Source organism: Pseudarthrobacter cremeus (genome assembly GCF_051857465.1).
GTDB lineage: Bacteria > Actinomycetota > Actinomycetes > Actinomycetales > Micrococcaceae > Arthrobacter.
Window position 1 is genome coordinate 386,015 of record NZ_JBPZHC010000003.1, and the last position, 26,022, is coordinate 412,036.

21 protein-coding genes and 1 pseudogene are annotated in these 26,022 nt (G+C 66.6%); 14 read left to right on the forward strand and 8 right to left on the reverse strand.

Annotated elements, in window-relative coordinates; genetic code table 11:
* The first annotated feature begins 109 nt into the window (after positions 1 to 109).
* From ACS5PJ_RS08415 to ACS5PJ_RS08430, 4 genes are read left to right on the forward strand one after another with little or no spacing between them, the layout of a single operon-like run.
* Positions 110 to 934: a sugar phosphate isomerase/epimerase family protein gene (locus ACS5PJ_RS08415; RefSeq protein WP_439434456.1), complete on the forward strand. Its 825-nt coding sequence runs from the start codon at positions 110 to 112 to the stop codon at positions 932 to 934.
* Between the two features lie 58 nt (positions 935 to 992).
* Positions 993 to 1,766 carry an SDR family NAD(P)-dependent oxidoreductase gene (locus ACS5PJ_RS08420; RefSeq protein ID WP_439434457.1) on the forward strand — a complete coding sequence of 258 codons (774 nt, stop codon included), beginning with the start codon at positions 993 to 995 and terminating at the stop codon, positions 1,764 to 1,766.
* A 47-nt stretch (positions 1,767 to 1,813) separates the two neighbouring features.
* Positions 1,814 to 3,574, forward strand: a complete 1,761-nt coding sequence (locus tag ACS5PJ_RS08425) for a dihydroxyacetone kinase family protein (RefSeq protein WP_439434458.1) — start codon at positions 1,814 to 1,816, stop codon at positions 3,572 to 3,574.
* On the forward strand, positions 3,571 to 4,062 hold the full coding sequence (locus ACS5PJ_RS08430) for an RpiB/LacA/LacB family sugar-phosphate isomerase (RefSeq protein ID WP_439434459.1): 492 nt from the start codon (positions 3,571 to 3,573) through the stop codon (positions 4,060 to 4,062). The genes ACS5PJ_RS08425 and ACS5PJ_RS08430 overlap by 4 nt, the downstream gene beginning before the upstream one ends.
* 20 nt (positions 4,063 to 4,082) lie before the next feature.
* On the opposite strand, the gene ACS5PJ_RS08435 is transcribed toward ACS5PJ_RS08430, so the two are convergent.
* The 5 genes from ACS5PJ_RS08435 to ACS5PJ_RS08455 form a co-directional block, all read right to left on the reverse strand.
* A complete protein-coding gene (locus ACS5PJ_RS08435; RefSeq protein ID WP_439434460.1) occupies positions 4,083 to 5,189 on the reverse strand; it encodes a sulfite oxidase in 1,107 nt (368 codons plus the stop codon).
* Between the two features lie 111 nt (positions 5,190 to 5,300).
* Complete coding sequence (locus tag ACS5PJ_RS08440) at positions 5,301 to 6,152, reverse strand: SDR family oxidoreductase (protein ID WP_439434461.1); 852 nt, start codon at positions 6,150 to 6,152, stop codon at positions 5,301 to 5,303.
* 7 nt (positions 6,153 to 6,159) lie between these two features.
* Positions 6,160 to 7,164, reverse strand: a complete 1,005-nt coding sequence (locus ACS5PJ_RS08445; RefSeq protein ID WP_439434462.1) for an aldo/keto reductase family protein — start codon at positions 7,162 to 7,164, stop codon at positions 6,160 to 6,162.
* 91 nt (positions 7,165 to 7,255) lie between these two features.
* Positions 7,256 to 8,317, reverse strand: a complete 1,062-nt coding sequence (locus ACS5PJ_RS08450; protein WP_439434463.1) for an aldo/keto reductase — start codon at positions 8,315 to 8,317, stop codon at positions 7,256 to 7,258.
* A gap of 200 nt (positions 8,318 to 8,517) precedes the next feature.
* Positions 8,518 to 9,276 carry a hypothetical protein gene (locus ACS5PJ_RS08455; RefSeq protein ID WP_439434464.1) on the reverse strand — a complete coding sequence of 253 codons (759 nt, stop codon included), beginning with the start codon at positions 9,274 to 9,276 and terminating at the stop codon, positions 8,518 to 8,520.
* A gap of 246 nt (positions 9,277 to 9,522) precedes the next feature.
* Between ACS5PJ_RS08455 and ACS5PJ_RS08460 the strand changes: the two genes are divergently transcribed.
* The gene (locus ACS5PJ_RS08460) at positions 9,523 to 9,924 is read left to right on the forward strand and encodes a YchJ family protein (protein WP_439434465.1); all 402 of its coding nucleotides are present in this window, start codon (positions 9,523 to 9,525) and stop codon (positions 9,922 to 9,924) included.
* Here the strand turns inward: ACS5PJ_RS08460 and ACS5PJ_RS08465 are convergent.
* The 3 genes from ACS5PJ_RS08465 to ACS5PJ_RS08475 form a co-directional block, all read right to left on the reverse strand.
* Positions 9,921 to 10,748 (reverse strand): TIGR04086 family membrane protein, encoded by an 828-nt coding sequence (locus ACS5PJ_RS08465; RefSeq protein WP_439434466.1) that lies wholly within the window; start codon positions 10,746 to 10,748, stop codon positions 9,921 to 9,923. The genes ACS5PJ_RS08460 and ACS5PJ_RS08465 overlap by 4 nt on opposite strands.
* Positions 10,749 to 10,800: 52 nt before the next feature.
* The gene (locus ACS5PJ_RS08470) at positions 10,801 to 12,846 is read right to left on the reverse strand and encodes an acyl-CoA dehydrogenase family protein (RefSeq protein ID WP_439434467.1); all 2,046 of its coding nucleotides are present in this window, start codon (positions 12,844 to 12,846) and stop codon (positions 10,801 to 10,803) included.
* A gap of 75 nt (positions 12,847 to 12,921) precedes the next feature.
* Complete coding sequence (locus tag ACS5PJ_RS08475; protein WP_439434468.1) at positions 12,922 to 13,212, reverse strand: hypothetical protein; 291 nt, start codon at positions 13,210 to 13,212, stop codon at positions 12,922 to 12,924.
* Positions 13,213 to 13,553: 341 nt separating this feature from the next.
* Here ACS5PJ_RS08475 and ACS5PJ_RS08480 point away from each other — a divergent pair, with 341 nt between their 5' ends.
* The 9 genes and pseudogenes from ACS5PJ_RS08480 (at position 13,554) to ACS5PJ_RS08520 (ending at position 25,832) form a co-directional block, all read left to right on the forward strand.
* Complete coding sequence (locus ACS5PJ_RS08480; RefSeq protein WP_439434469.1) at positions 13,554 to 15,014, forward strand: DUF3375 family protein; 1,461 nt, start codon at positions 13,554 to 13,556, stop codon at positions 15,012 to 15,014.
* A gap of 2 nt (positions 15,015 to 15,016) precedes the next feature.
* Positions 15,017 to 15,859: pseudogene (locus ACS5PJ_RS08485) on the forward strand (DUF4194 domain-containing protein); the annotation flags it as partial.
* Between the two features lie 236 nt (positions 15,860 to 16,095).
* Entirely contained in the window at positions 16,096 to 19,551 is a 3,456-nt protein-coding gene (locus ACS5PJ_RS08490; RefSeq protein WP_439434470.1) for an ATP-binding protein, read from the forward strand.
* A 195-nt stretch (positions 19,552 to 19,746) separates the two neighbouring features.
* Entirely contained in the window at positions 19,747 to 20,478 is a 732-nt protein-coding gene (locus tag ACS5PJ_RS08495) for a hypothetical protein (RefSeq protein ID WP_439434471.1), read from the forward strand.
* A gap of 155 nt (positions 20,479 to 20,633) precedes the next feature.
* Positions 20,634 to 21,737, forward strand: a complete 1,104-nt coding sequence (locus ACS5PJ_RS08500; protein ID WP_439434472.1) for an ABC transporter substrate-binding protein — start codon at positions 20,634 to 20,636, stop codon at positions 21,735 to 21,737.
* Positions 21,738 to 21,852: 115 nt separating this feature from the next.
* Positions 21,853 to 22,854, forward strand: a complete 1,002-nt coding sequence (locus ACS5PJ_RS08505; protein ID WP_439434493.1) for a FecCD family ABC transporter permease — start codon at positions 21,853 to 21,855, stop codon at positions 22,852 to 22,854.
* A 128-nt stretch (positions 22,855 to 22,982) separates the two neighbouring features.
* Positions 22,983 to 23,966 carry a FecCD family ABC transporter permease gene (locus ACS5PJ_RS08510; RefSeq protein WP_439434494.1) on the forward strand — a complete coding sequence of 328 codons (984 nt, stop codon included), beginning with the start codon at positions 22,983 to 22,985 and terminating at the stop codon, positions 23,964 to 23,966.
* Position 23,967: 1 nt separating this feature from the next.
* Entirely contained in the window at positions 23,968 to 24,783 is an 816-nt protein-coding gene (locus tag ACS5PJ_RS08515) for an ABC transporter ATP-binding protein (RefSeq protein WP_439434473.1), read from the forward strand.
* Positions 24,780 to 25,832, forward strand: a complete 1,053-nt coding sequence (locus ACS5PJ_RS08520) for a siderophore-interacting protein (RefSeq protein ID WP_439434474.1) — start codon at positions 24,780 to 24,782, stop codon at positions 25,830 to 25,832. The genes ACS5PJ_RS08515 and ACS5PJ_RS08520 overlap by 4 nt, the downstream gene beginning before the upstream one ends.
* Positions 25,833 to 26,022 lie beyond the last annotated feature (190 nt).

Genomic DNA, 26,022 nt, shown 5'->3' on the forward strand with positions numbered 1-26,022 from the left:
CATGCATCAATGTCAACAGTCAACTTCAACGGTTGACTGTTGACAGTCAGCAAAGGTATTGTGGTCTGCATCACCACCCGCAAACGCATGAACCAGAGGATCAACGACGATGTTCAACTCCCGACTCGGCTGCTCGTCCATCAGCTTCCGCCACCAGGAACTGGCCACCGCCCTGCGGACCATCGCCGGACTCGGCTTCGAGGAAATAGACCTTGGTGCGTTGCCCGGTGTGTGTGACCACGTCCCTTACGACCTGACTCTGGATGCCGTGGCCGAAGTTGCTGCGGACGTTGCAGCCTCCGGACTGCGGGTCCGCTCCGTCAACGGGGACATCGGGGATTTGAATGAAGTGCTCGACGCCGGCCGGCAGGCCAGCCGCGAAAGGCACCTCGAAGCCCTGCTCACCCTCACGGCCAACAGCGGCGCCAAAGCGCTGGTGCTGCCGTGCGGCGCCCTCGGCGACGAACCGGTCCAGACCGTCGAAGCAGATCTTGACCTCATCGCGGCCCAGCTCATCCATGCCGGTCACCGGGCAGCCGAATTCGGCGTCGAGCTCTGGACCGAATCCCTGCACTTCCTGAGGTTCTGCTGGAATCTGGAGCGCGCCGAACAGCTGGCACAACGGCTGGCCGGCTCCGGCGTCGGGATTGTCATGGACTTCAGCCACATCGTGGCTGCCGGGGAGGACCCTCTGGAGTACCTCAAGGTGCACGTGGGACGGATCGCCCACGTGCACCTCCGGGACGCCGTGCCGGGGAACATCAACCTCAGCATCGGCAACGGCCACGCGGATTTTGCCACGGGACTGAGCGCCCTTTCGGCGAGCGGCTATACCGGCCACTTTTCGCTCGAACTCGAAACCCGGGACGTCACCCACGACGAACGCCCCGCCGCCGCCGCCAAGGCCGCCAGCTTCATCACCGACCTCATCTGAACTGCGTCACCCGCATTACTTCAACCCGCACCACCAATAACCCCTTCCAAGGAGCATCATGACCACCATCCAGCGCACCGCCGTCCTCACCGGAGCCACCTCGGACCGCGGCATCGGCATCACCACCGCACGCCGCTACGCCAACCAGGGCTGGGCGGTGGTGATCCTGGACCTCGACGCCGAGAAGTCCGCCAAGGTTGCCGCCGAGATCGGCAACGAGTTCAACGTCCCGGCATTCGGCTACGAGATCGACGTCGCCAACGAAGGCTCCGTCAACGCCGCCTACGCAGCCGTTAAAGCTGAAGTCACTGCCGGCAACCTTCCGCCGGTGGGAGCCCTGGCCAACATTGCCGGCATCACCTCCCCGGTGCCGTTCCTGGAGACCACCCTTGAGCTCTGGCACAAGGTAATGGACGTGAACGCCACGGGCACCTACCTGGTCACGAAGGCGTTCCTGCCGGACATGATCGAAAACGGCTGGGGCCGGATCGTCAACATGTCCTCCGTCTCCGCCCAACGCGGCGGCGGCGTCTTCGGCAAGGTCCCGTACTCCGCAGCCAAGGCGGCAATCCTCGGTTTCACCAAGGCCCTGGCCCGGGAAATCGGCGCCACCGGCGTCACCGTCAACGCCATCACCCCCGGCGCCGTGGACACCAACATCCGCGTGGGCAGCACCGAGGAACAGGAAGCCGCCATCAACGCGGGCATTCCCCTGGGTCGCAACGCCACCACCGAGGAAATCGCCGCCGTCATCACCTTCCTCTCCTCCGAGGAATCCGCCTACCTCACGGGCACCACCGTGGACATCAACGGCGGAAGCCACATCCACTAACAGCCTCACGGCACCCAGCAGACCGAGCGCACGTCAGAGAGCCCACCATGACCAAGATTTTCAACGATCCCTCCGAATTCGCCGAAGAAGCCCTGGCCGGATTCTGCGATGTCCACTCCGGCCTGGTGCGCCAGGTCCCGGGCGGTGCCGTCCGGCGCCACCGCCCTGCCGCGCCGAAGGTGGCGGTCCTCGCCGGCGGCGGTTCCGGGCACTACCCGGCCTTCGCCGGCCTGATCGGCAGCGGACTGGCCGACGGCGCCGTGGTGGGCAACATCTTCACCTCACCTTCCGCGCAGCAGGCCTACGCCGTGGCCAAGGCTGCCGAGTCCGGCGCAGGCGTCGTGTTCACCTACGGCAACTATGCCGGGGACGTGCTGAACTTCGGCATTGCCAGCGAGCGGCTTGCCGCCGAGGGGATCGAGGTTGAAAACGTCCTGGTTACTGACGACATCGCCAGCGCGCCGCCGTCGGAAGCTGAAAAGCGCCGCGGGATCGCCGGTGACTTCACTGTCTTCAAGATCATGGGTGCCGCCGCCGAGGCCGGCGCGGACCTGGCCGAGGTGGTGCGGCTGGGCCGGAAGGCCAACAGCCTGACCCGGACCATCGGCAGCGCCTTCCATGGCTGCACGTTTCCCGGCGCCGATTCCCCGCTGTTCACTCTCGGCGACGGGCAGATGGGGCTCGGTCTGGGAATCCACGGCGAGCCGGGTCTCTTCGATACCGATCTTCCGTCCGCGAAGGAGCTCGGCCAGGAATTTGTGTCCCGCATCCTCGCCGAAACCCCGCCCGGCGCCGGTGACCGGCTCGCGGTGATCCTGAACGGGCTCGGTTCCACCAAGCACGAGGAACTCTTTGTCCTCTGGCTGACGGTTGCCCCGCTCCTGCGCGACGCCGGCTACACCCTGGTCCTTCCGGAAGTGGGCGAGCTGGTCACCAGCCTGGACATGTCGGGTGTGTCCCTGACCGTCACGTGGCTGGATGAGGAGCTGGAACCGCTGTGGGCGGCGCCGGCCGAGACCCCCGCCTACCGGCGCGGTGTTGCGGCAGCCCAGACAGGGGACCGGAGCGCTGACGCCGCGGTCGATGACGCTGCCGAGACAGCATTTGAGGCCGACGGCGGCTCCCGCAGCTACGCGGTCCAGTGCGTGGCTGCGCTCGAGGCCACCCGCCAGGCCCTGCATGATGCCGAGGGGTGGCTCGGCGACCTGGACGCCGTGGCCGGCGACGGTGACCACGGCCGCGGCATGGTCCGCGGGGTCGACGCCGCAGCTGCAGCCGGTGCTGCCGCTGCCGCCCGTGGTGCGGGCGCCGGCTCGGTCCTGGCCGCCGCGGGCGACGCCTGGGCTGACAAGGCAGGCGGCACGTCAGGGGTGCTGTGGGGCGCAGGCCTGCGCGCCTGGGGCGAAGCACTGGGCAACCAGCAGACGCCCGACGCCGGTGCCCTGGCGTCAGGAATAAGCGCCTTCACGGCCAGAATCACAGGCTTGGGGAAAGCTGAAGCAGGCGACAAGACCATGGTGGATGCATTGCTGCCCTTCACCCGGACCCTGACCCGCCAGGTCCTGGAAGGCACCGAACCGGGACAGGCGTGGGCTTCCGCGGCACGGGAAGCCGACGCGGCCGCCAAGGCCACCGCCTCGCTGCGGCCGCTGAAAGGACGGGCACGGCCCCTCGCCGGGAAAAGCGTGGGAACCCCCGACCCCGGTGCCACCTCCCTGGCAATGATCTTCACCGTGATGGGACCGATCCTCACCGCCGCCATTCGCTCGCAGCACGCCCCCTCCCAGCCGGCAGGAGCCCGTTCATGACAAGCCCGGATGGAACCACCGGACTGCGTCTCGTGGTGGGCGCGGACGAAGCAGGCGTCGACTACAAAAACCGCATCCTGGCCGACCTGCGGGCCGATCCGCGGATCAGCGAGGTCATGGATATCGGAGTCAACCGCAGTGACGCCCCGGAGGAGTTCAGCAGGCCGTACCCCTACGTTGGCATCGCCGCGGGCGAGCTGATCCGCGACGGGAAGGCCGACCGCGCCATCCTGTTCTGCGGCACCGGGATCGGGGTGGCAATCGCCGCCAACAAGGTGGAGGGGATCCGCGCCACCACCGCGCACGACTCCTTCTCCGTAGAGCGGTCCATCCTCTCCAACGACTGCCAGGTGCTCACCATGGGACAGCGCGTCATCGGAGTGGAACTTGCCAGCAGGCTGGCCCGCGAATGGATCGGCTACACCTTCGATCCGGCCTCGGCCTCGGCGGACAAGGTCCGGGTGCTCACCGACTTCGAGGGCTGCTGACCCGAGGCACTCCGCAGGCCTCACTCCACAGTGACGCCGATCCGCTGCACCACGTTGTTGCCCATCCCCTGGTAATTCCAGTTCTGCTCCAGGGGCTGGGTTGCACCGGTGCTGTCCGTAGCCCTGCAGGCCAGTTCGTGCGCCCCCGCCTCCGCCACCCACGGCAGCGTCCATCTGCACCAGGCGAACGGCCCGGCGGGCTTCTCGAGGTGGGCGGCAACCCATTCGCCGTCGATCCCGACCTCCACTTTGGTCACCGCACCCCGGCCGGACCACGCCCTGCCCTCCAGCATCACCGGACCGGCCGGCAGCACCCGCGCGCGGGTAAAAGCCTCCGGAATCCCCGGTGGAACCATCAGCGAACGGATCCTGATCCGCGTCACCGGTGTGCCGGCGTCGTACTCGTTGTCCTGATAGCGGTAGGCCACTGCCTGCTGGAACCCCGTGAAAGGGGCCGTCACCACCTCAATGGACCGCAGCCACTTGACGCTGGCCATCCCGTACCAGCCGGGAACCACCAGCCTGAGGGGGTAGCCATGCTGCGGGGGCAGTTCACGGCCGTTCATCCCGTAGGCGAGTACGACGTCGGGACGCATCGCCTCGCGGATTGGCAGGCTCCGTGCATACTGCTGCCGGACGCCGCCCTCGATCCCGGTGTCGGCGCCTGTGAAAACCACCTCCGTGGCGTCGTCCAGGACACCGGCCTTCGCGAGCAGGTAAGCCAGCGGGACGCCGGTCCATTCTGCGGTCCCCACGCCTTCGAGAATCCACGGCTGGCTGACCGGCCGGGGTGTAAGCAGCGATCGGCCGTTGCCCGCGCATTCGAGCGTGACAGGGATGGTGATGGCCGGATCCTTCTTCAGCGCGGCCAGGCGCAGCTCCCACGAACGCTCCACCGCACCGTTGATCTGCAGGTGCCAGGATGCTGCGTCACCTTCCGGAATATCGAAGTGCGTGAGTACGTAGTGGAGCCCGGCCGGTGTAACGTCCCGGCGCATGGCCTCGAGCGGCATCGAATGGTTGCGCGCCGCCAGCTGCAGTTCCTCCGCGGTCAGCGGACCCGTGGTGGGCTCCCCGGCGTGCGGTGTGTGGCGGGCGGACTGACGGCGCTTATAGATCTGCTTCACGGCGGTGCGATTCTGCTCGATGGTGCCCTGCTGGTCCCCTCTTCACAGGTCTACGCCCGGCCGCCCCGCCGGGTCAACGCGCAATCCGCCCTGTCCTGGCCAGGACAGGACCTACAGCTGCGGTTGCTTCACGAACTCGGCAAGGCTCAGCGGCTCCTGGCCCGTCAGGGCGTGGACATCAGGCGACAGGCCCGCTGCCTCGCCCGCAGCAATGGAGGTATAGGTGCTCACCCAGGCGTCCACCTGCCAGGGCGGGGCGCCGTAGGACTGGCGGGAGCGGTACGCTTCCTCCACGGTTTCCGGGTGGTAGGTGATGCTCCGCCCGGTTTCTGCCGAGATTATTGCTGCTGCCTGGGCCAAGGTGAGTTCCTCCGGGCCGGTGAGGTTGTAGGTGGCACCGACATGGAGCGCAGGATCGCGCAGCACCATCACGGCACACCGCGCGATGTCCTCGCGCGCAACCGCCGAGACCACGCCGTCCCCCGCGGGGCCACGGATCACGCCGTCTTCGCCAGCAAGCATCGGCAGGAAGTCCATGTACAGGTTGTCCCGCAGGAACGTGTAGGCCATCCCGGAGGCCTTAATGCGTTCCTCGGTGGCGTAGTGGTCCCTGGCCAGCGTAAACGTTGCATCCGGGGCTGCGCCGTAAAGCGAGGTGTACACCACATGCTGCACACCGGCCGCGGCGGCGGCATCGACGAAGCTGAAGTGCTGGGCCAGCCGGTCCTCGGCCTCCTGGCCCGACACCATGAACAGCACCTTGACGCCGTCCAGCGCCCCGCCGGCACCCGCGGGCTCCGCATATGAGGACACCACCGGGACGGCACCCTCCAGCTCCGGAGCGCGTCCGGCATCGCGGACCAGCAGCCGCTGGGCGTTCCCGGCGTCTGCTAATTGCCGGGCCACCATCCCGCCCAGGACACCCGTGGATCCGGTGACGGCAAGCTCCGGCAAGGCAGTCATGTCTCTCCTAGGCTTCGCGGGTGGCAGGGGACTTGGTCTTCGCCGGATCCCGTTCAGCCAGCGAGCCCACGGTGTCATCGATTTTCTTCATCACATCAGGCTCCAGGACGATTCCGGCAGCGGCCACGCTGTCCGCGATCTGCTCCGGGCGGGACGCGCCGACAATCGCCGAGGCCACGTTCGGGTTCTGCAGGACCCAGGCCACGGCGAGTTGCGGCATGGAAAGCCCGGCCTCCGCCGCAACGGGCTTGAGTTCCTGGACTGCGGCGAGCACGTCGTCGCGCATCCAGCGCTCGATCATCTTGGCGCCGCCCTTGTCATCGGTGGCGCGGCTGCCTTCGGGGGCGGGCTGGCCGGGGAGGTATTTGCCGCTCAGGACGCCCTGGCCCATGGGGGACCAGACAATCTGGGAGATGCCCAGCTCTTCGGACGCGGGCACCACTTCAGCTTCGATGACCCGCCACAGCATGCTGTACTGCGGCTGGTTGGAGATCAGCTGGAAGCCCAGTTCCTTGGAGAGTGCGTGGCCTTCGCGCAGTTGCTCTGCCGTCCATTCGCTGACTCCGATGTACAGCGCCTTGCCCTGCCGGACAATGTCTGCGAACGCCTGCATGGTCTCTTCCAGGGGCGTCTCGAAGTCGTAGCGGTGGGCCTGGTAGAGGTCAACGTAGTCCGTCTGCAGCCGGCGGAGTGAACCGTTGATCGACTCCATGATGTGCTTGCGGGACAGGCCCAGATCGTTCTTGCCCTTGGGCCCGGTGGGGCCGAAAACCTTTGTGAAGATTTCCAGGGACTCCCGGCGCTCACCCTTCAGGGCCTCGCCGAGGACAGTTTCTGCGGCAGTGTTCGCGTAGACGTCCGCCGTGTCAAAGGTGCTGATGCCGGCGTCCAACGCAGCCCGCACACATTGCGTGGCGACGTCGTTCTCCACCTGCGAGCCGTGCGTCAGCCAGTTGCCGAACGTGATTTCCGAGACTTTGAAGCCGCTGTTTCCGAGGTATCTGAATTCCATGGTTTTCACGCTAGCGGAGATGACGGCTCACGGTAAGGGCTTTCCAAAATCACGTGGCGGCAGCATCACGACGGCGGCTGAGCGCCGGTGATCAGCGGCGCCGGAGCTCCGCGTACTCCAGGGACGGGACGACGGCCCCGGCGTCGCGTTCCACGAAGTTGGTTCCGGGCGGCACCAGTTCATCAATCGCATCCAGCACCGACTCGCCCAGGAGGCTGTCCGCGGCCTTGAGGTAGGCGTGCAGGTGCTCTTCGGTGCGCGGGCCGATGATCACGCTGCTGATGGCCGGATGGTTCAGGGCGAAGCCGACGGCGAGTTCCACCAGGGAGATCTCCAACTTGTCAGCCAGCCGTGCCAGCGAGTCCGCAGCCAGCAGTTTCCGCTCGCTGGCGGGTCCGGAAATGTCGTACCGGCCAGGCAGCGAATGCACGCGTGCCGGAGGCCTGCCGGAATCAAGGACGAAGTCGCCGGAAAGCCAGCCGCCCGCCAGGGGGCCATAGGCCAGGACTCCCAGCCCGTACTGCTGGGAAATGGGAAGGACATCGCGTTCGTTGCCGCGGACCAGCATGGAATAGGGGACCTGGTTGCCCACCGGCGGGATCAGGTGGTTGGTGGTGGCCAGCCACTGGGCCTCCACCAGCTGTGCCGGGGTGAAGACCGAGGTGCCGTAATAGAGGATCTTTCCCTGCCGGATGAGGTCGTTCAGGGCGGTGATGGTTTCCAGCACGTCGGTGTTGTAGTCCGGCCGGTGCGCCTGATACAGGTCAATCCGGTCCGTCTGGAGCCTGCGGAGGCTGCCCTCCACCGCCTGCATGATCCAGCGCCGCGAGTTTCCCGAATGGGCCGGGTTGGCACTCATCTGGCCGTGGAACTTGGTGGCCAGGAAGACGTCGTCACGGCGGCCGCGGAGTGCGCGTCCCACCACCTGTTCGGACTCGCCCTGTGAGTACACGTCCGCGGTGTCCACGGCGGTGATGCCGGCATCGAGCGCAGATTGGATGATACGTATACTGTCGTCCGCGCCCGTGGGGGCGCCGGTGGGGGTGGCACCGGGTGCCGCACCGAATCCTTCGCCGAAGTTCATGGTGCCCAATGTGAGCGGGCTGATGGGCGTGCCCGACCGGCCGAACACACGAAGTTCGCTGAGGCTCATCCCCGGCTCCTGACGATCGATTCCCCACGCGGTTTGCTGTGGATCGTCACGACGCTACACAAATTCGGGACTGCGCAGCAGGAACGTGCCACAGTCCTTAGTTTTTCGTAGCACGGGGTAACGCTGAGCAGGCCGATGACGGTTTGTGAAGGGAGCGGCGGGTGGTGATGGACGCGGGTTGTGAAGGACCGGACGCCCGTTCAGCGCTTGTCGGCGGGGCGCTTGCCTTTGAGGATGCCCGCGTGTCCGGAAAGGGACACCAACGAGCCGGTGTCCAGCGGGGACAGCGGCGCGGGGGCGGCGGGTTTCTTAAAAGAACGCGGCACATCCCGGGCAGGACGGTCCTGGTGCAGCGCTGACTCGACCAAAGGCGCCACCGCCACAATTTTTTCAGCCGGCACTCCGGGATCGGGCAGGTCCCGGACCGAGATCGTGATTTCCGGCGCGGCGGCACGCGCCCGGGCCATGGCACGGGCGTCAGCCTCCGCGACGGCGGCCGCCCAGTCCTCGGCCAGCACCGGCGGCTCACGGCGTGCGGCGGTAAGGAGCGGGTGGTGCTCCACTTCCTCGTGCAGCCGCGGCCTGAGCTCTGAGGGTTTGAGGAGGTTGCGGCCGTTGTTACCCTTGCTGTGCAGCTTCCGGGCGTGACCCAGCAGGACGCCGGTCCCCGCGCGAAGCAGCCCGGCGCGGGCGGGCCTCCCGGACGAAGCGGCCGCACCGCCGTCGTGCGCCGGCACCTCCGCTGACTTTGCCGCCCCGGAAAGGCGGACGAGCGGGAGCGTCTCATTCCTGGGGAGCCTGCCAAAGAGGGCCATCACCAGGAGGGCGGCCAGCCGCCCGACGCCGGCGATGACGAGCGTGAGGACCACCAGCAGGAAGAGCCCCAGGAACATGAGGAACGCCAGGCCGAGCGTGCCGAAAAAGGTCAGGTGGAGAGCGAGCGTCGTTGAATCTCCCACGTGCACTACTCCTATCTGCGGCTGCGGAGTCCGTCCCGGAAACCGCTGCCAGCGGGCAACCGGCCCCCTCCTCCACCTTACGGACTATTTGTGGGCCGCGCCGCCGTGGGAGGGGGTCCGGGGGCGGTTGTTCCGAACCTGTTACCGGACATGACAACCACGCCTGCGCGTGCAGCGGGGCCTATAGTCGGAAAAGACCACCACGGCCGCCGGACGGCGGCCGGAGCACCACCGGCCGGGAGCAACATGCCTGAAAAACCACTCGCCACGAGCAACTGTGTTTGCCTGTCCGGGCTGTCCTACGCCGAATGCTGTGGGCGCTTCCACACCGGCCAGGCCGAGGCCGCCACGGCTGAGCAATTGATGCGTTCCCGCTACAGCGCGTTTGCCCTGCTCAATGCCGGATATCTCCTCAAAACCTGGCACCCGGACACGGCACCTGCGGACCTGGAACTGGATCCCGCCATGGAATGGCGGCGCCTGGACATCCTGTCCACCAACCGCGGCGGCCCGCTGGACGCCGCGGGCACCGTCGAGTTCAAGGCCCACTTCAGGCACGACGGCGAACGCGGAGTCCAGCACGAAACCAGCCGCTTCGTCCGCCAGAACCGGCGCTGGTACTACGTGGGCGCTGACCTGCTGGACTAGCTCCCGCTGTACGTTTCATCAGGGGTGAAGCCGGCCCGGTCCACCTTGCGGTGGAAGTGCATCCCGGCCAGTCCGCCGAGGACGGCGCCGGCCAGGGCGACAACTGCCACCACAACGGCGGCGATGATGCCCATGGTGCTCAGCTGGCCCTCGTTAATGGGGATCCGCGGGAAGCTGTTCAGGTTGGCCAGGATGTTGAACTGCTGGCCGGCGATGATGCCCAGCAGGGCCACCACCACTGCGGCGATCAGCGCCCAGATCCACACCATGAAGCCTTGCCTGGCACCGTTGAAGCGGGCCATTCTGCCGGCCACGTAGCCGCCGGAATAGTAGGAAACGAAGAGGATCACCAGCAGGACGATCATCCCCACCAGCCCCACAGTGCCGTTGGTGGCCACCTGGTTGACGGCGTCGTTGACGTCGGTGTTGTTGGCCAGCCCGACGGCGGTCCCCAAGGCTGCCACGAAAGCGGTGAGGAGCACGGACATGCCGGTTGCTGCCAGCCAGCCAAAGAACGCTGAGCCCACCTTGATCCCGCCGAACTGTTCCTTCTCGCGGGCCACGGCGGTGTGCCGGTCCGTCAGGCTGGGGTCGGTCCGGCGCGGATCGAGGACCGGCGCATCCTCGCCGGGCTCGTAACCGGCCGGCTGGTAGGCGGCCGGTTCAGGCCGGTAAGCCCGTTCAGCGGAAGGCGCCGGCGTCTGGTCATACACGCGCGTGGGTTCTCCGCCGGCGAAGGCCTGGTCCCGAGAAGTTTCACTCCGTAGATTCTCGTTCCGGGCGGTCCGCGGAAGTTTGTCCTCTGGGTTCGTTTGGTTGCTCATGGATCAACTCAACCACTGGTTCGCCCCGATAACAAGGATGCTTACTATCGCGCTAGCGGTACCTCCGGTGCAGGTTTTCCTTTGTCGAGGCCCCCGGCGTCGCATCCGCGATCCACGGGCCTGTACCCTCCGACTGGTCCAGGACACCGGCCTCAAGCCAGGTGTAGTCGCCGGCCAGCACCTTGCGCGAAAGCTCACGGTCGCCGTCGTCGGTGTTGCGCCACAGCTCGTCGAAGTATTCGTCAACCCGTACCCGGGCCTGTTCGCAGAATGCTTCGGCGAGCTCGTACGCGGAGGCCGCGCGGTCCGGGGCTGTGTGGAGCAGCATCTCGGCACGCGAGCAGCACGCCGCCATCGCAAACAGCTCGGCACCGATGTCCACCACCCGGCCCAGGAACGCCTGCTTGAGTTCAAGCTTCGCCTGCCACCGGCCCATGCCGTAAAACGTCTGCCGGGCCAGCCTGCGGGAGGAACGCTCCACAAACCGCAGCTGCTTGCCCAGCCGGCCGAACTCGCTGTAGGACCGCGGGTCCATGCCTGCGCCGGCCACCAGCTTGGGCAGCCATCTGGCGTAAAAACCTGAAGCTCCGACGGCGGCCCGTGCCTTCTCCTGCAGGCTCGCATCCATGGATGCGAGGGCGCCGGCGGCGGCCAGGTGGGCGTCCACAGCTTCGCGGGCGATGAACAGTTTCATGATTTCCGAGGAGCCCTCGAAGACCCTGTTGATGCGCAGGTCCCGGAGCTGCTGCTCCGCCGGAACCGCCCGTTCGCCGCGGGCTTCAAGGGACTCGGCCGTCTCGAAGCCGCGGCCGCCGCGGATCTGGACCAGCTCGTCGGCGATCAGGTAACTGATCTCGGTGGACCACAGCTTGGCCAGGGCCGCCTCGATCCGGATGTCCTTCTGGCCGGCGTCGGCGAGTTCCGCAGACAGCTCGAACACGGCGTCCAGGGCAAAGGTCGTGGCAGCGATGAAGGCGATCTTCTTGCCCACCGCCTCATGCTTGCCTACCGGCTGGCCCCACTGGGTGCGGGCGTTCGACCATTCCCGGGCGATCTTCAGGCTCCAGCGGCCGGAGGCAACGCACAGCGCCGGGAGCGAGAGCCGGCCGGTGTTCAGGGTGGTGAGCGCAATCTTCAGGCCCTGGCCTTCGCGGCCGAGCCTGTTCGCCGCGGGGACGCGGACCTGGTGGAAGCGGGTGACGCCGTTTTCAATGCCGCGCAGCCCCATAAACGCGTTCCGGTTCTCCACGGTGATGCCGGGGGAGTCCATCTCCACCACAAAAGCGCTGATGCCACCCTTGTGCTGCGTGCCGTCCGCATCGGTGCGTGCCGGCACCACGGCCATCACCACCACCAGCTCGGCGATCACGCCGTTGGTGGTCCAAAGTTTCACGCCGTCCAGAACGTAGGATCCGCCGTCGTCCGTGGGAACTGCGGTGCTGCCCATCCGGGCAGGGTCGCTGCCCACATCCGGTTCCGTCAACAGGAAAGCGGTGATGGCACCGGCAGCGCAGCGGGGCAGGTATTCGCGCTTCTGCTCCGGCGTCCCGAAGACCTTCACGGGCTCGGGGACACCTATTGACTGGTGGGCCGAGATCAGGGCGCCGAGGCTCGGGTGGACACTGCCCAGCAGCGCCAGCGCCCGGCCGTAGTACACCATGGACAGTCCCAGGCCGCCGTACTCCTGCGGGATCTTCATGCCGAATACACCAAGGTCGGCCAGGCCCCTGATGTATTCGTCCGGGACTTTCGCGTCGCGCTCGATCAGGCGGCCGGACATGGTTCGGGCGTATTCGGTGAGGCGCTCCATAAAGGCGTCGCCGCGCTCCACGTCCTCAGCCTGCGCCTTCGGCCAGGGGTGGATCAGGCTGAGGTCGAAATCTCCCAGGTACAGTCCCTTGGCAAAGCTCGGCCTGTCCCAGCCTGTTTCACGGGCGGCCTCAGACACTGCGCGGGCTTCGGCCGCCGTGACCTCAGGGCCCAGGTTGCCGGCAGCGACGGGAACCTCCGCGGCCGGTGCGTCGGCGGCAGTGCTGGTGGCGGCAGTGGTGTTCGGGACAGCGGCGTTGGCGGCAGGACTGTCGGTTGCGGAGCTCATGGGGAATCTCCCTTGCCCGGGATGGCCGGTTCAAGCCATGGATCCGCCGGGTTGGAGAACCCTTCAGCTATCCCCTTAGATTACCCGCGGGTAGCTTCCGGTGCTAGGGGAGGGCTGGCCTTGGAAGTCCCCGGAAACTTCCACAGTGGAGGCGTGGTGCACCAGCCGGTCCCAGCCATGGTTGATGCCGTGGACCACGGCCAGCAGCGTGTTTGAAGCAATGAACCAGGCGAGCTTTCCCACCCCCACCAGGACCAGGGCCAGGAACCCCGCCGTGAGGATGAAGCCCACCAGGAGCAGGCCGAACACCAGTGTTCCGACGAACACCATGGTGGCCGTTTCCACTGCACTTAGATCAAACTGCATGCTTCCCCCTGCTGCGCCATTGCTTCGGTTGAGACCAGTAGCATGAGCCTAGGGGGTTGCCGCCGGACTGGGCCAGACCCGGCGCACCCGTGGAGCGGGTCGATATGGGATCGAAATGCTACCGGGACGTAGGTCACGGAGCGGTCGCGGAACCCTCACACACTCCCACCCAATCCCACCCAACGCGGGGTCACTCCCCGCCCGATAACCCCGCCGCATCGGGCCGGGAGTGACCCCGCGTTGTGTTCGGAGGGTCTGCGTTAACCTTGTAGTTGGCAGTTTTCGTCTTTCGCGGCGATTTATCTTGCCCAAACCAACCCCCTGCAGCTGAAGGAGAGTGTGTGCCCCGCTCCGCCGCGTCATCCGCTGACGCGATCAGCGCCCGGCTCCGGGACCTCGAACTCCTCACCAAGGGACCTGCCTGGGCACTCACGCGCTCGGCCCCCTGGGTCATCGCCGTCCTGCAGGCCTCCTTTACCAGAACGCGTCCGCAGCTTCCGCTCGAAGAGTTCCACGCCGACGTCGACTCCTTCCTTGAGCAGCTCCGCCGGCAGGACCCGGGGCTGGGCGGCTCCGCTGACGGCCCGGCCTCCGGGAAGAAGTACGCGGATGAGTGGACGCGAAAGAACTTCCTGACCCGCCGCAACCAGTCGGGGCAGATTGTCTACGAGGTCACCGAACCCGCGGCCCGTGTTCTGGCCTTCCTGGACAGCCTCTCCAGCGAGCGGTCAACACTGAACGGTTCCAGGCTGGGCACCCTGTTGGGCGATGTGGAGAAGCTCGCCAACGAGACCAACCCGGACCAGAGCGCGCGGCTTGAATCCCTCGCGGAGGAGATCGGCGAGCGGGAGCAGCTGATCCAGGACATCAGCTCCGGTGACTTCGACGGCCTGCTCGATGACGACGAAGCCGTGGAGGCGGCGGGGAACATCCTGGATCTCGCCGCAAGCCTGCCCGCCGACTACAAGAAGATGCGTGACCGGATCGAGGAACTGGTGGGCGCGCTCCGTAACCAGATCATCGAGGAATCCCTCAGCAAGGGCGCCACCATGGCCCAGGTGCTGGAGGCGGACAAGCGGCTCCGTCAAAGCCCCGAAGGCCGGACATTCCGGTCCTTCACCGCGTTCCTTGAGGACCCGCAGCAGCAGATGCGGTTCCGTTCGGCCATCGGCGAGGTGCTCAGCAGGCAGTTCGCCGATGACCTTTCGCCGGAGGACCGGGAGACCCTCAAGAACCTGGTGGCCGAGCTCCGCCACCAGCACGGCCAGATCCAGCGCATCTACGGCAAACTCAGTGAAAGCCTGAACACCTACGTCCAGAGCGACGACTTCCGCCAGTCAGTCCGCCTCCGGAAGGTCCTCCGCGAGGCAGAACAGGCCATCAGGTCCCTTCCGTACGAGCGGGAACGGCCCGGCCTGGTCCGTGGCCCGGTGCTGTTCAATGCCGGCTTCGAATCCCTGGCCATGGTCAAGCTCTATGATCCGGACGAGTTTGCCGTGCCACCCAAACTCGCGGATCCCATCGCGTTCAGCGACTCCGACCGGACCCGCTCGCCCAGGACGGGGAAGGCGCGCCCGGAAGCCATCCGGGCAGCCGTTGCAGGCGCTGCCACCCTTGCCGAAGCCTGGGCGCAGCTGCCGCCGGAGGAGCAGCACATCAACTCCATCCGGGCCCTGCTCTCGCACGCGCTGCAGGCCGGAGCGAATTTCGATCGCGAAGCCTGGGACGGCCTCGACTTCGAACAGATCGACGGCACCACCCGCAAGGCCTACCTGCCGGTGGTCACCCTGAAGAAGGATTGAGAATGACTGAAGAGATTACGACGGCGGCGCCTCCCGTAGAGGAGGACTCACACCTTGCGGAGACCATCCCCGAAGAGGTGGCCGCCTCCGCTGCGGAGGTTCCGGCTGATGCTGCACGCCCCTTTACAGTCACTCCCCGGGATACCTTCGTCGACGGAGCGGCATTGTTCCCCGGCGACACGGGCGTGCTCCCCATGAAGGTGCGCCAGGCACTGGTGAAGCTGCTCAAGGGGCCTTACGTGGACGGCGGCCGCGACGAGAAACTGTGGACCACGCTGCTGGACAACCAGATGATCCTCCGCAGCCGCCTCTCCGAACTCTTCCTCACCCTCCAGCTGGACCACGAACGCAAGATTGCCGTCCTGCGCCCCGTGGATCCCGACGCGATCGGCGGCAGCACACGGTCCAGCATCCTTCGCCAGCAGCGTGCGCTGAGCCGGGTGGAAACCATCGTGGTGCTCCGCCTGCGCCTGCTGCTGGACCGCCACGTCACCGCCCAGACGGACCCCACCATCACACGCGAGGAAATCGCAGACCTCGTGGCCCACTACCAGCCCGCCGGGCAGCAGGACGCCCTGCGCGATTCGGACGTGGTCACCCGAGCCATCACCAAGCTCCTGGCCCGCCAACTCCTCATCACCACACCCTTGGACGACGTCTACACCATCTCCAACGCCCTCCCCCTGGCCCTCCCCTTCGAAAACATCGGCGACATCCCGGCCCAAATCGAAGCCCTGGTAGCGGCCACGACAGATGCCACAGGCACAGAAGCAATGCTGGAGCTGGACGGCGACACGCAAGAAGTTGACAGTGCGGAGGACGACGACGCCGATGCCGCCCCCGCCCCTCCGCCGGGCGACTCTGCTGCAAGCAGCGAGTCGCCCGGCTCCGATAGGCCCGAAGCCACTCCCTGGGCGGCATCGGCGTCGTCGTCCGTGGGTGCGCAGGTTCCGGGTACGAGCGGTGACGCCGGGGACATGCGGCAGCGTGCGTCTAAGCGAGGAACGAGCGAGCACGCAGAGCATGTGTCCGGTGGTGCTGCGACTGGTGAGGAAACAACGGAAGCCAAGGGAGTAGACGCATGAGCATCGCAACCATGCTGCCGATGGGCGAGCTCACGAACCCGGGCCAGATGCGGCTGGCGCTGGTGCAGGTGGTCAACTGGGGGACGTTCCATGGGGCCCACACGATGCATGTGGACCGGAACGGAACGCTGCTGACGGGCAACTCGGGCGTGGGAAAGTCCACGCTTTTTGATGCCATGCTGCGGGTGTTTGACGCGAGGCCGCGCTCGAATGAGGCGGCTGCCCAGCGCGCCGGCGGTGCCGTGGAGGACAAGAGGACCACGTTCACGTACATGCGCGGCAAGGTGGGTGACAAGGCCGTGGGCGAAGGCTCGGCCAGTGCCTTCCAGCGTCCGGGTGCCACCTGGTCCGCCGTCGGCCTGACGTTCGACAACGCTGCGGGCACCCGGGTCACGGTGTCCGCCCTGTTCGACGTGCCCAAGAACGGCACCGAGTCCAGCGTTGGGCGCTTCTACCTGATCGACAACAAGCCGCTGGACCTGCCGGCCATCGAGGACATCACCGAAAAGCGCTTCACCAAGGCCGCGCTTGAGACCATTTTTCCCGATGCCCAGGTCTTCGATGTCCACAAGGCGTTTGCCGAGCGTTTCCGGCGGCTCCTGGGCATCAGCTCGGACCAGGCCCTGCCCCTGCTCCGCGTCATCCAGGCCGGCAAGGGCCTGGGCGGCAGCGTCAACACCTTCTTCCGCGACCAGGTCCTGGATGCCCCCGCCACCCTCGCCGCAGCGGACGACGTGGTGGAGGAATTCAGCAACCTGATGTCCATCCGGCAGCGGCTGGAGGATGTGCGCCAGCAGCGCGACCAGCTGGCTCCCGTGCCAGGGCTGAACAAGGAATACGCCCAGGCCTTGCTTGACGCGAACCGGCTCCGTGAACTGGCCGGCGAGGAGTTTGAAGCGTACAAGCAGCAGCTTGCGGTCACGGTGCACCAGAAGTCGCTGGCCCGGATCAAGGAACTGGCCCAGGCCCAGGCCAAGGAACTCGGTGTTGAACGTTCGGTCCGCGACGGACTGGCCAAGGAACTGCGCGAACTGGAGGCCGACTACAACAACCAGGGCGGCAACGCGATCTCCGCGATCGAGCAGTCGCTGGAGAACGCCAAGGTTGGGCTGAGGCTCCGCCAGCAGGTGGAAGAGGCTGCCCGCAAGGCATTGTCCGACGCCGGATTGCAGCTTGAGTGGACGGCTGAGGGCTGGGAACAGGCCCACGAGCAGGCAGCGGCCCGGTCCACGGAGCTGAAGGATGATTCCCAGGCCCTCCAGGAACTCCGCTTTGAGGCGTTCGACGGCCATGCCACCAAGAAACGTGAACTTGCCGCAGCCCAGCAGGAGCTCGTGTCGCTGAAGACGCGCAAGTCCCTGCTGCCGCCGTCGAGCATTGAAAACCGTGCAGCGATCGCCGCCGCAACGGGCGTCCCCGAAGACCGGATGCCGTTCGGCGGCGAGCTGATGGACCTTGCCGACGGGGAGGAGCAGTGGCGGCCGGCCGCGGAGCGCGCGCTCCGGAACCTGGCCACCACGCTGCTGGTCCCCGGTCAGCACTTCGCCGCGGTGACCCGCTACCTCAACGACCACAAGGTGCGCGGTGCCATCCGCGCGGTGGACGTCTCCAAGCCGCTCGCCGGCGGTGCGCTGGCCGTGGAGGACGCGCGCGACGGCGATCTGCTCACCAAGCTGGATATCCTCGCCAGCGGTGCGGTGGCAGACGCCGGGGAGTGGATCCGGGAGCGGATCGCCCTCGACTTCGCGTACCCGTGCGTCGAGGACCCTGACGAGCTGGCGAAGCTGGACAAGGGCCTGAGCCTGGGCGGTGTGGTCAAGCGAAACCGGCACACGGTGGAAAAGGATGACCGGTTCACCAGCCGCCAGGACTACGTGCTCGGTTTCGACAACGCCGCCAAGCTGGAGCTCGTGGCCGCGCAGGTGGAAGACCTGCAGCAGGAACTGGCCAAAGCAGCGGAGCTGGCGCAGAGCCGCGAAGAATCGCACCAGGGCATGAGCCGGCAGCTTGACGCCCTCCGCCGTATCGCAGAGGACCACCGGCCCTGGGAGCAGGTTTCCGCTGCGGTCGCCGGCGACGAACTCACCAGGATTGAGCAGAGGCTCAAGGACGCACTGGCCGCTCAGGCAGACCTCGAACCGCTGCGGGCGAACATCGAATCAGCACGCCAGAAACACCAGGCCAGCACCGAGGCCGCGGCTGTCCTGCAAAGCGAATACAAGTCGCTGGACCGGCAGCTCAGCGCCGCCGATTCACTGCTGGAAGCCGCACGGACCCGCCTGGAGCAGGCGCCTCCGTCGGCCGCCACCGTCACCGCGCTGGAACCGTACTTCACCGAGTTCGGTGACATCAGCGAGATGCACGAACTGGACAACCTCGCCAACCGTGTCCGGACAGCGCTGCTGGGGGAGCTGCACGCCACCGAGACGCGCGGCCAGGCAACCTCCGAGCGGCTGACCCGGATCTTCGAGGGCTTTGTGCGTGAGTGGGGATCAGCAATTTCCGCGGACCACGGCACGTCCATCGGCGCTGCGGGGGAGTTCGAATCCCGCTACCACGCCATCGTCAGCGACGGCCTGCCCGCCCAGGAATCGGAGTTCCGGCAGTTCTTCAACCAACGCACCCATGAATCCTTCAGCACACTGTTGCATCTGCTGGACGAGGAACGCCGCTCCATCTCCAGCCGGATCCTTCCGCTCAACGGCATCCTGGCCGAGGTCAACTTCCACGAAGGCAGCTTCCTGGAACTGGACATCAAGCAGACCATGCCGGCCACGGCCAAGCAGTTCAAGGACGCCATCCACAACGCGTTGAAGGCACGGCACAGCCGTTCCGCCCGCGGCGGTGCGGACACCACCGCACCCGGAGGAGACGACGACGCCGAGCTCACCGCCCGCTACAAAACCCTCGAAACGCTGGTCAAGAGACTGGGTTCCCAGGCCCCGGAGGACCGCCGCTGGCGCGCCGAAGTGTTGGACGTCCGCGGGCACCTTTTTATCCAGTGCAAGGAGCACCGTGAAGTGGCCGGTCCACGCGGCGGCAAGCGGACCGACGTCTACATGCACGCCGATACCGGCTCCATGTCCGGCGGCGAGCGGCAGCGTTTCACCGCGTTCATCATGGCCGCGGCACTGAGCTACCAGCTGGGCATCGCCGAACAGGGTTTCACCACCTACGGCACCGTGATGATGGACGAGGCCTTTGTCCTGGCCTCCGAGGAATTCGCCGGCGCGGGCATCAAGGCCCTGCACGAGTTCGGATTCCAGCTGTTGCTCGCCGCCCCGGAAAACGTGATCGACCTGTCCAGGCACCTCGGCTCTGTCACGGAGATCCTGCGGGACAAGCGCACCAACCGGTCAGGTGTCCTGACCGCCCCGGTGATACGGCCGCGGCCCGGCGAAGAAGGGTCCTGGCGCTCCGAGGCGAACCCGGTTGACATCGTTTTGCGCTAGCCGTGACGCATGGAACGTTTTTATAACAAATCGATGGATATATTGCTGAAACCCTAGGCGAGGCGATGGGGCGGGTGCCATTCTGATGGACATCAAACACTCGCCTTCATCCTCCCCGATGGGTAGTCGCGGAACGCTGGGTCCCGCGTCTGACGCCTGCTGAGCCTGACGGCCTTCCTGCGAAAGGCACCACCAATGCACCCAGTTCATCGCGCCCGCACCTTTGCGGCTCTCGCGACCCTCGCAGCCCTTACCCTTACGGGCTGCATGGCACACGTCTCATCAGAGGCTGCCGGCACTCCCGCCGCAGGGGCCACCGCCCCGGCGTCGGTGAGTGCCACCCCCGTCCCCAGCAACACGGCGAGTCCGACGACGGCCGGTGAGCGCCCGACGTCGTCCGCTCCAGCGTCGTCCGCTCCAGCGCCTGCCGGGCTGGCGACGTATACGTTCCCGGATGGTCGGCTCTCCTTCAAATACCCTGCAGGCTGGCGGGTGGAGCTGTTTGAGGCGTCCTCCTCGCCGTTTGTGGGTACGGCCACCATTTACGACGCGGGCGGGCAGAGGCAGGCTGAGATTTTCACGGGCGTGATTGCCGATGGCGTGAGCAGTCCTGTCATTCGGACCGTGTTTGAATCCCTGCCTGTCCCCGGCCTTCAGGGGCAGCCCGAACCCGACGGCCACTACTCCTTCTATGTGGACAATGTGAACGACGTCGCCACATACCGCATGCACCTGACGCCGGGGACCCCCGTTGCCGGGGCGGAGATGGGGCTGCCGGGGCTTATCCGCATTGGTGAGCGGGTCCTGATTGCCGAGGTCACGTTCATTGACAATCCCTTCGCGAACGACGAGGACGCCAAGGCCTGGCTTGCCGGGGCGGAAGGCCAGGCGCTCAAGGCCCTTCTGATGAGCATGTCCTACAGCTGACACTCCCATTACCAGGGGCGCTCCTTCACGGACGTGGGGGAGCGCTTTCTTGTGCCCTTCGTCACGTAGGGCAATTAAGCTACGCAAACCTTGCGTATTTCATCAGAGGGTAGGCTAGCCTTACTTAGGTTTGCTTCATTCACCTAAGGAGTTCCGTGACTTCCCCCCACTTTTCCGGCCCGACTGCCACCCGCCGCACGCTGTTCAAATCAGCGGGCAAGGTCACTGCCGTCCTGGCCGCCGTGGCGCTGAGCCTGAGCGCCTGCTCCACCGGACCCGCGTCCTCCACCTCGGATGCCACCACTTCCACCTCCAGCAGCGCACAGTTCCCGGTCACCATCAAGCACGTCTTCGGCGAAACCACCATCAAGGAACAGCCCACCCGCGTTGCCACGGTCTCCTGGGTCAACGACGACGTCGCCATTGCCCTAGGGGTTGTTCCCGTGGGCGTCCCCAAGAATGAATGGGGCGGCAATGAACAGGGCTCCACACCCTGGAAAGACGCGGCACTGACCGAACTCGGCGCAGGGTTCGGCTCGGAGAAGGCGCCCGTCCAGTACTCGGAGGCCGACGGCATCAACTTCACCGAAATTGCCAAGCTCAGCCCCGATGTCATCCTGGCCGCCTACTCCGGCCTGACCGAAGAGGACTACAGGAAGCTCAGCGAGATCGCCCCTGTGGTGGCCCACCCCGAGGTGGCCTATGGAACCTCGTGGCAGGACTCCACCTCCATCATCGGCAAGGCTTTGGGCAAGGACGCGGAGGCCACCAAGCTGGTCTCCACTACCGAGGCCATCATCAAGGACAAGGTGTCGAAGTACCCGCAGATCGCCGGAAAGAGCTTCATTTACGGCAACCTGGAACCGGCTTCGGCCGACGGCGTCAACGTCTACACCGCCAACGACAACCGCCCCCGCTTCCTGAGCGAGATCGGCATGCAGCCCGCTTCCGTTGTGGAGGAGAAGTCGAAGGGCTCGAAGGAGTTCTTCATCAAGTGGTCCGCCGAGAAGGCCAACGAACTGGACTCCGACATCTTCGTGACCTGGGTTCCGGATGCCGCCACCGCCGATTCCATCAAGGCGGACCCGCTGCTCGGCCAGATCCCGGCCATCCGGAACGGCGCCCTGGTTGCCGATTCGGACAACACCCTGACGCTCTCCATCTCCGCTTCCTCCCCGCTGAGCCTGCCGTGGTCGCTGGACACGTTCCTCCCGCAGCTGGCGAGCGCAGCGGATAAAATCACCGCCGCAGTGAAGTAAGCACCGTCCCATGACGGAAAGTACGACGACGGCGCCCACCCAGGGGCGAGGTCTCAGCGCTTTGGTGCCACCAAAGCGCCGAGATCTCACCTCTCAGAGTCCGGCCGGCATCCGCATGCGCCCCCGCGGCAAGCAGGCCGCCTGGCTGCTGGCCGCCGTCGTCGTACTCATTGTCCTGACTGCCGCTTCACTGGCCGTCGGTGCCCGGGGGCTTTCCCTGGCCACCGTGTGGCAGGCCCTCACCCAGTTCGACCCCTCCAGCGGCGACCACGCCGTCGTCCAGGCCCGTATCCCTCGAACAGTTCTGGGGCTTCTCGCCGGGGGTGCGCTGGGGCTCGCCGGCGCAGCCATGCAGGGAGTCGCCCGGAACCCCTTGGCCGACCCTGGAATCATGGGCGTCAACGCCGGCGCCGCCCTGGCCGTGGTCACCGGCATCTACATCTTCGGCATCTCCTCCCTCACCGGCTACATCTGGTTCGCCTTCGTCGGCGCAGCGGGGGCCGCCGTCGTGGTTTACCTCATCGCTTCCCTAGGCAGGGACGGTGCGACGCCGGTCAAGCTCGCCCTCGCCGGGGCAGCACTCAGCGCGGGACTGTTCTCGCTGATGAACGTCATCCTGGTCTCCAGCCAGGACACCCTGGACCGCTTCCGCTTCTGGCAGGTGGGCGGGATCGCCGGCCGCGACTGGTCCGCGGTGCTCCCCGGCATGCCCTTCCTGGCTGTCGGGGCGCTCATTATCCTTTCCACCGGCCGTATCCTCAACAGCCTCGCCCTCGGTGACGACATCGCCCGCGGCCTGGGCCAGCGCGTGGGCCTGACACGCGGCATCACCGCCTTCGGCATTGTGCTGCTCTGCGGTTCGGCAACCGCGCTGGCCGGACCCATCGGATTCGTGGGCCTGGTTATTCCGCACGCCGTCAGGTCCCTGACCGGCCCCGATTACCGCTGGATCCTGCCGTTCTCCCTGGTCCTGGCCCCGGCGCTGCTTCTCGGGGCGGACATCGTCGGCCGCGTCGTCCTGCTCCCCGGCGAGGTCCCGGCCGGCATCATGACGGCCCTCATCGGCGCGCCGGTCTTCGTCTGGCTGATCCGCCGCGGGAAAGGGGCCGGGCTGTGAAACTTACCGAAACCGTCCCCAAGCCCCCCGTTGCCCTATCACTTCCGGTCGTCAAAACCGGGTTTTGGCGACCAAAAGTGATAGCGCAAGGCTGGCGGACGGGGTTGCTGGCAGCCGGCGTGGTGGTCATGTTCGCCGTCTATGTCCTGCTCGGCAGCTACACCGTGACCATCCCGGATTTCTTCAAGATCGTGATTGCCCACCTGACGGGCGGCGAACGGATCCCCGGCGCCAGCTTCATCGTGATGGAAAACAAGCTGCCGCGGGCCGTGATCGGGACCATGATCGGGGTGGCCTTCGGCCTGGCCGGCGGACTGTTCCAGACCATGCTCCGCAACCCGCTGGCCAGTCCCGATGTGATCGGCATCAGCTACGGCGCCAGCGCGGCAGCAGTCACAGCCATCGTGGTCTTCGGCGCATCCGGCGCGGTAGTCTCCGGAGCTGCCCTGGCCGGAGCGCTGGGAGTGGCAGCCGTTATCTACGCCATCTCCCGCGGCGGATCACTCGGCTCCGGCGGCGGCAACCGCGGAAACGCTGCCGGAAACCGGCTGATCCTGGCCGGTGTGGGCATCGCCGCCGCCCTGCACGCCGTGGTCAACTTCCTGATGACGCGGGCGGACATCCGCACCGCTGCCGACGTGCTGGTGTGGCTCAACGGCTCCCTCAACTCGGCCAACTGGGACCGGGCCACCATGCTGTCCCTGGCACTCCTGGTCCTGGTCCCGGCGGTCATCGCCCTCGCCGGCCCGCTCCGCATCCTGGAACTCGGCGACGACGCCGCGGCCGGCCTCGGCATCCGCGTCGGCTTCACCCGGCTCGCCGTGGTGGTCACCGCAGTAGCGCTGGCAGCGGTGGCGACGGCGGCAGCCGGCCCGGTGGCGTTCGTCGCCTTCCTCGCCGGTCCCATCGCCCGGCGCTTCACGAACAAAGCCAGCCTGCCGGCGTCGGCCCTCGTTGGTGCACTTATTGTCCTGGCAGCCGATTACTTCGCCGCCAACATTGCCCCCCTGCTGCTGGACGGCACCGTGCTGCCTGTCGGCGTCATCACCGGCGCGCTCGGTGCCCCGTTCCTGCTGTGGCTTTTGGTCACGGCCAACCGGAAGGATGCCTGACATGGCTGTTCTCAGCGCCAAGGACCTCACGCTTAAATACGATCAACGCTGCGTGGTGGACGGCCTCACCGCTGATATCCCCGAGGGCAAGGTGACCATGATCGTGGGCGCCAACGCCTGCGGCAAGTCCACGCTCCTCCGCGGACTCTCCCGCCTGCTCAAGCCTGCCGCCGGGGCGGTCACGCTGGACGGGAAGGACATCCACTCCCGGCCCGCCCGCGAACTGGCCCGCACCCTGGGACTCCTTCCGCAGCACCCCACAGCGCCGGACGGCATTGCCGTCCGCGACCTTGTGGGGCGAGGCCGGTACCCGCACCAGGGCTTCTTCCGGAGCTGGAGCAAAGACGACGATCTCGCCGTGCAGCGCGCGCTCGAGGCAACGGAAACGCTGGACCTCGCCGAGAGGAACGTCGACGAGCTTTCCGGCGGCCAGCGCCAGCGTGTCTGGATCGCCATGGCACTGGCCCAGGAAACGGAGGTCCTGCTCTTGGACGAGCCCACCACCTACCTGGACCTGGCCCACCAGGTGGAAGTCCTGGACCTCGTTACGGAGCTGAACCGCAAACGCGGCACCACCGTGGCCATCGTCCTGCACGATCTGAACCTCGCGGCACGCTACGCGGACCATGTCATCGCCATGAAGAACGGCGCAGTCGTTGCCCTGGGCGATCCCTCTGCAGTTGTTACCGAAGAGCTGGTCCGCAGCGTCTTCGGCCTCGAATCCCGGGTGATCCCTGATCCGGTCTCAGGCACGCCACTGATCATCCCCATCGGACGCCACCACACCACCGCCACTGAATTGGAGCTCGTTTCATGAAGACCCGCGAAATTGCCGCCACCGAGCCCATGACCCTGGCCTTCGAAGTCACCGTTTCGTCCGTGCAGGAGCTGAGCCCCACCTTCCGCCGGATCACCTTCGGCGGGTACTGCCTCCGTGGCTTCGGCGTGAACGGCGACACCCTGGACCTGCGTATCAAGCTGATGATCCCCTCGCGTGCGGAGGACGGCACGGAGATCCCTTTGCCCGCTTTCGAGATGACACAGTCCGGCTGGTACCAGGAATGGCTGGCCGTGGACCCTGCCGTCCGGGGCTCCATGCGCACCTACACCGTCCGCGGGTCGCGGCTGGATTCCGTCTACCCGGAAATCGACGTGGATTTCGTCATGCACTTCGACGCCGAGGGCAACGGCGGTCCGGCCGCCAACTGGGCACTCAACGCCAAACCGGGCGATGCCCTCACCATCATCGGCCCCAACAACCGCGCCGCCCAGTGCTACACCGCCGAGATCTACGGCGGCATCGAATGGCGGCCCGGAATGGCACAGCGTGTCCTCCTCGCCGGAGACGAAACCGCCGTCCCCGCCATCGCCGCCATCCTCGAAAGCCTGCCGCCCTACATGAGCGGCCACGCCTTCCTCGAGGTCCCCGAAGCGGGTGACTTCCTGGACCTCACATCACCGGCCGACGTCGACATCACCTGGCTGGCACGCGGCGCCGCCATTGGCCGGTCCCGCCCGCACGGCGAGCTGCTGCAGGAAGCGGTGCGCAAGGCCGTTCCCGTCCCTGGCTGGGTGTGGATCAAAGCGTCCGACGCCGGCGCGGACGCCGGCGCAGGCCCGGAGCCCGAGGACGTCAATGTGGACGTTGACATCCTCTGGGAGACCCCGGCGCGGATGGAAACGGCCGAGATCGAGGCCAGCAAAAACCCTGACATGCCGGCCGGTGCCATGCCCTTCTACGCCTGGATCGCCGGCGAAGCCGCTGTCATCAAGGACATGCGGCGGTACCTGGTGCGGGACGTGGGGATCGATAGGAAGCAGGTCGCGTTCATGGGTTACTGGCGCCGCGGCAAGGCCGAGCTCTAAGGCCTCCAGCTGGATGAGCAGCGTGCCAGCGGTTGCTGGCTGAGTGCGTCGTCGGCGCTCCTTTGCCGTCGCTTAGACACCTTCCTTCGCTTCTTTCGGCCGCTGGCGGCCTCACTCCGCTCCGGTCGGCGATGCGCTCCCAGCAAAGAAACGCCGCCGACGGTGCCTCATCGCGCCTTCATGGGCACAC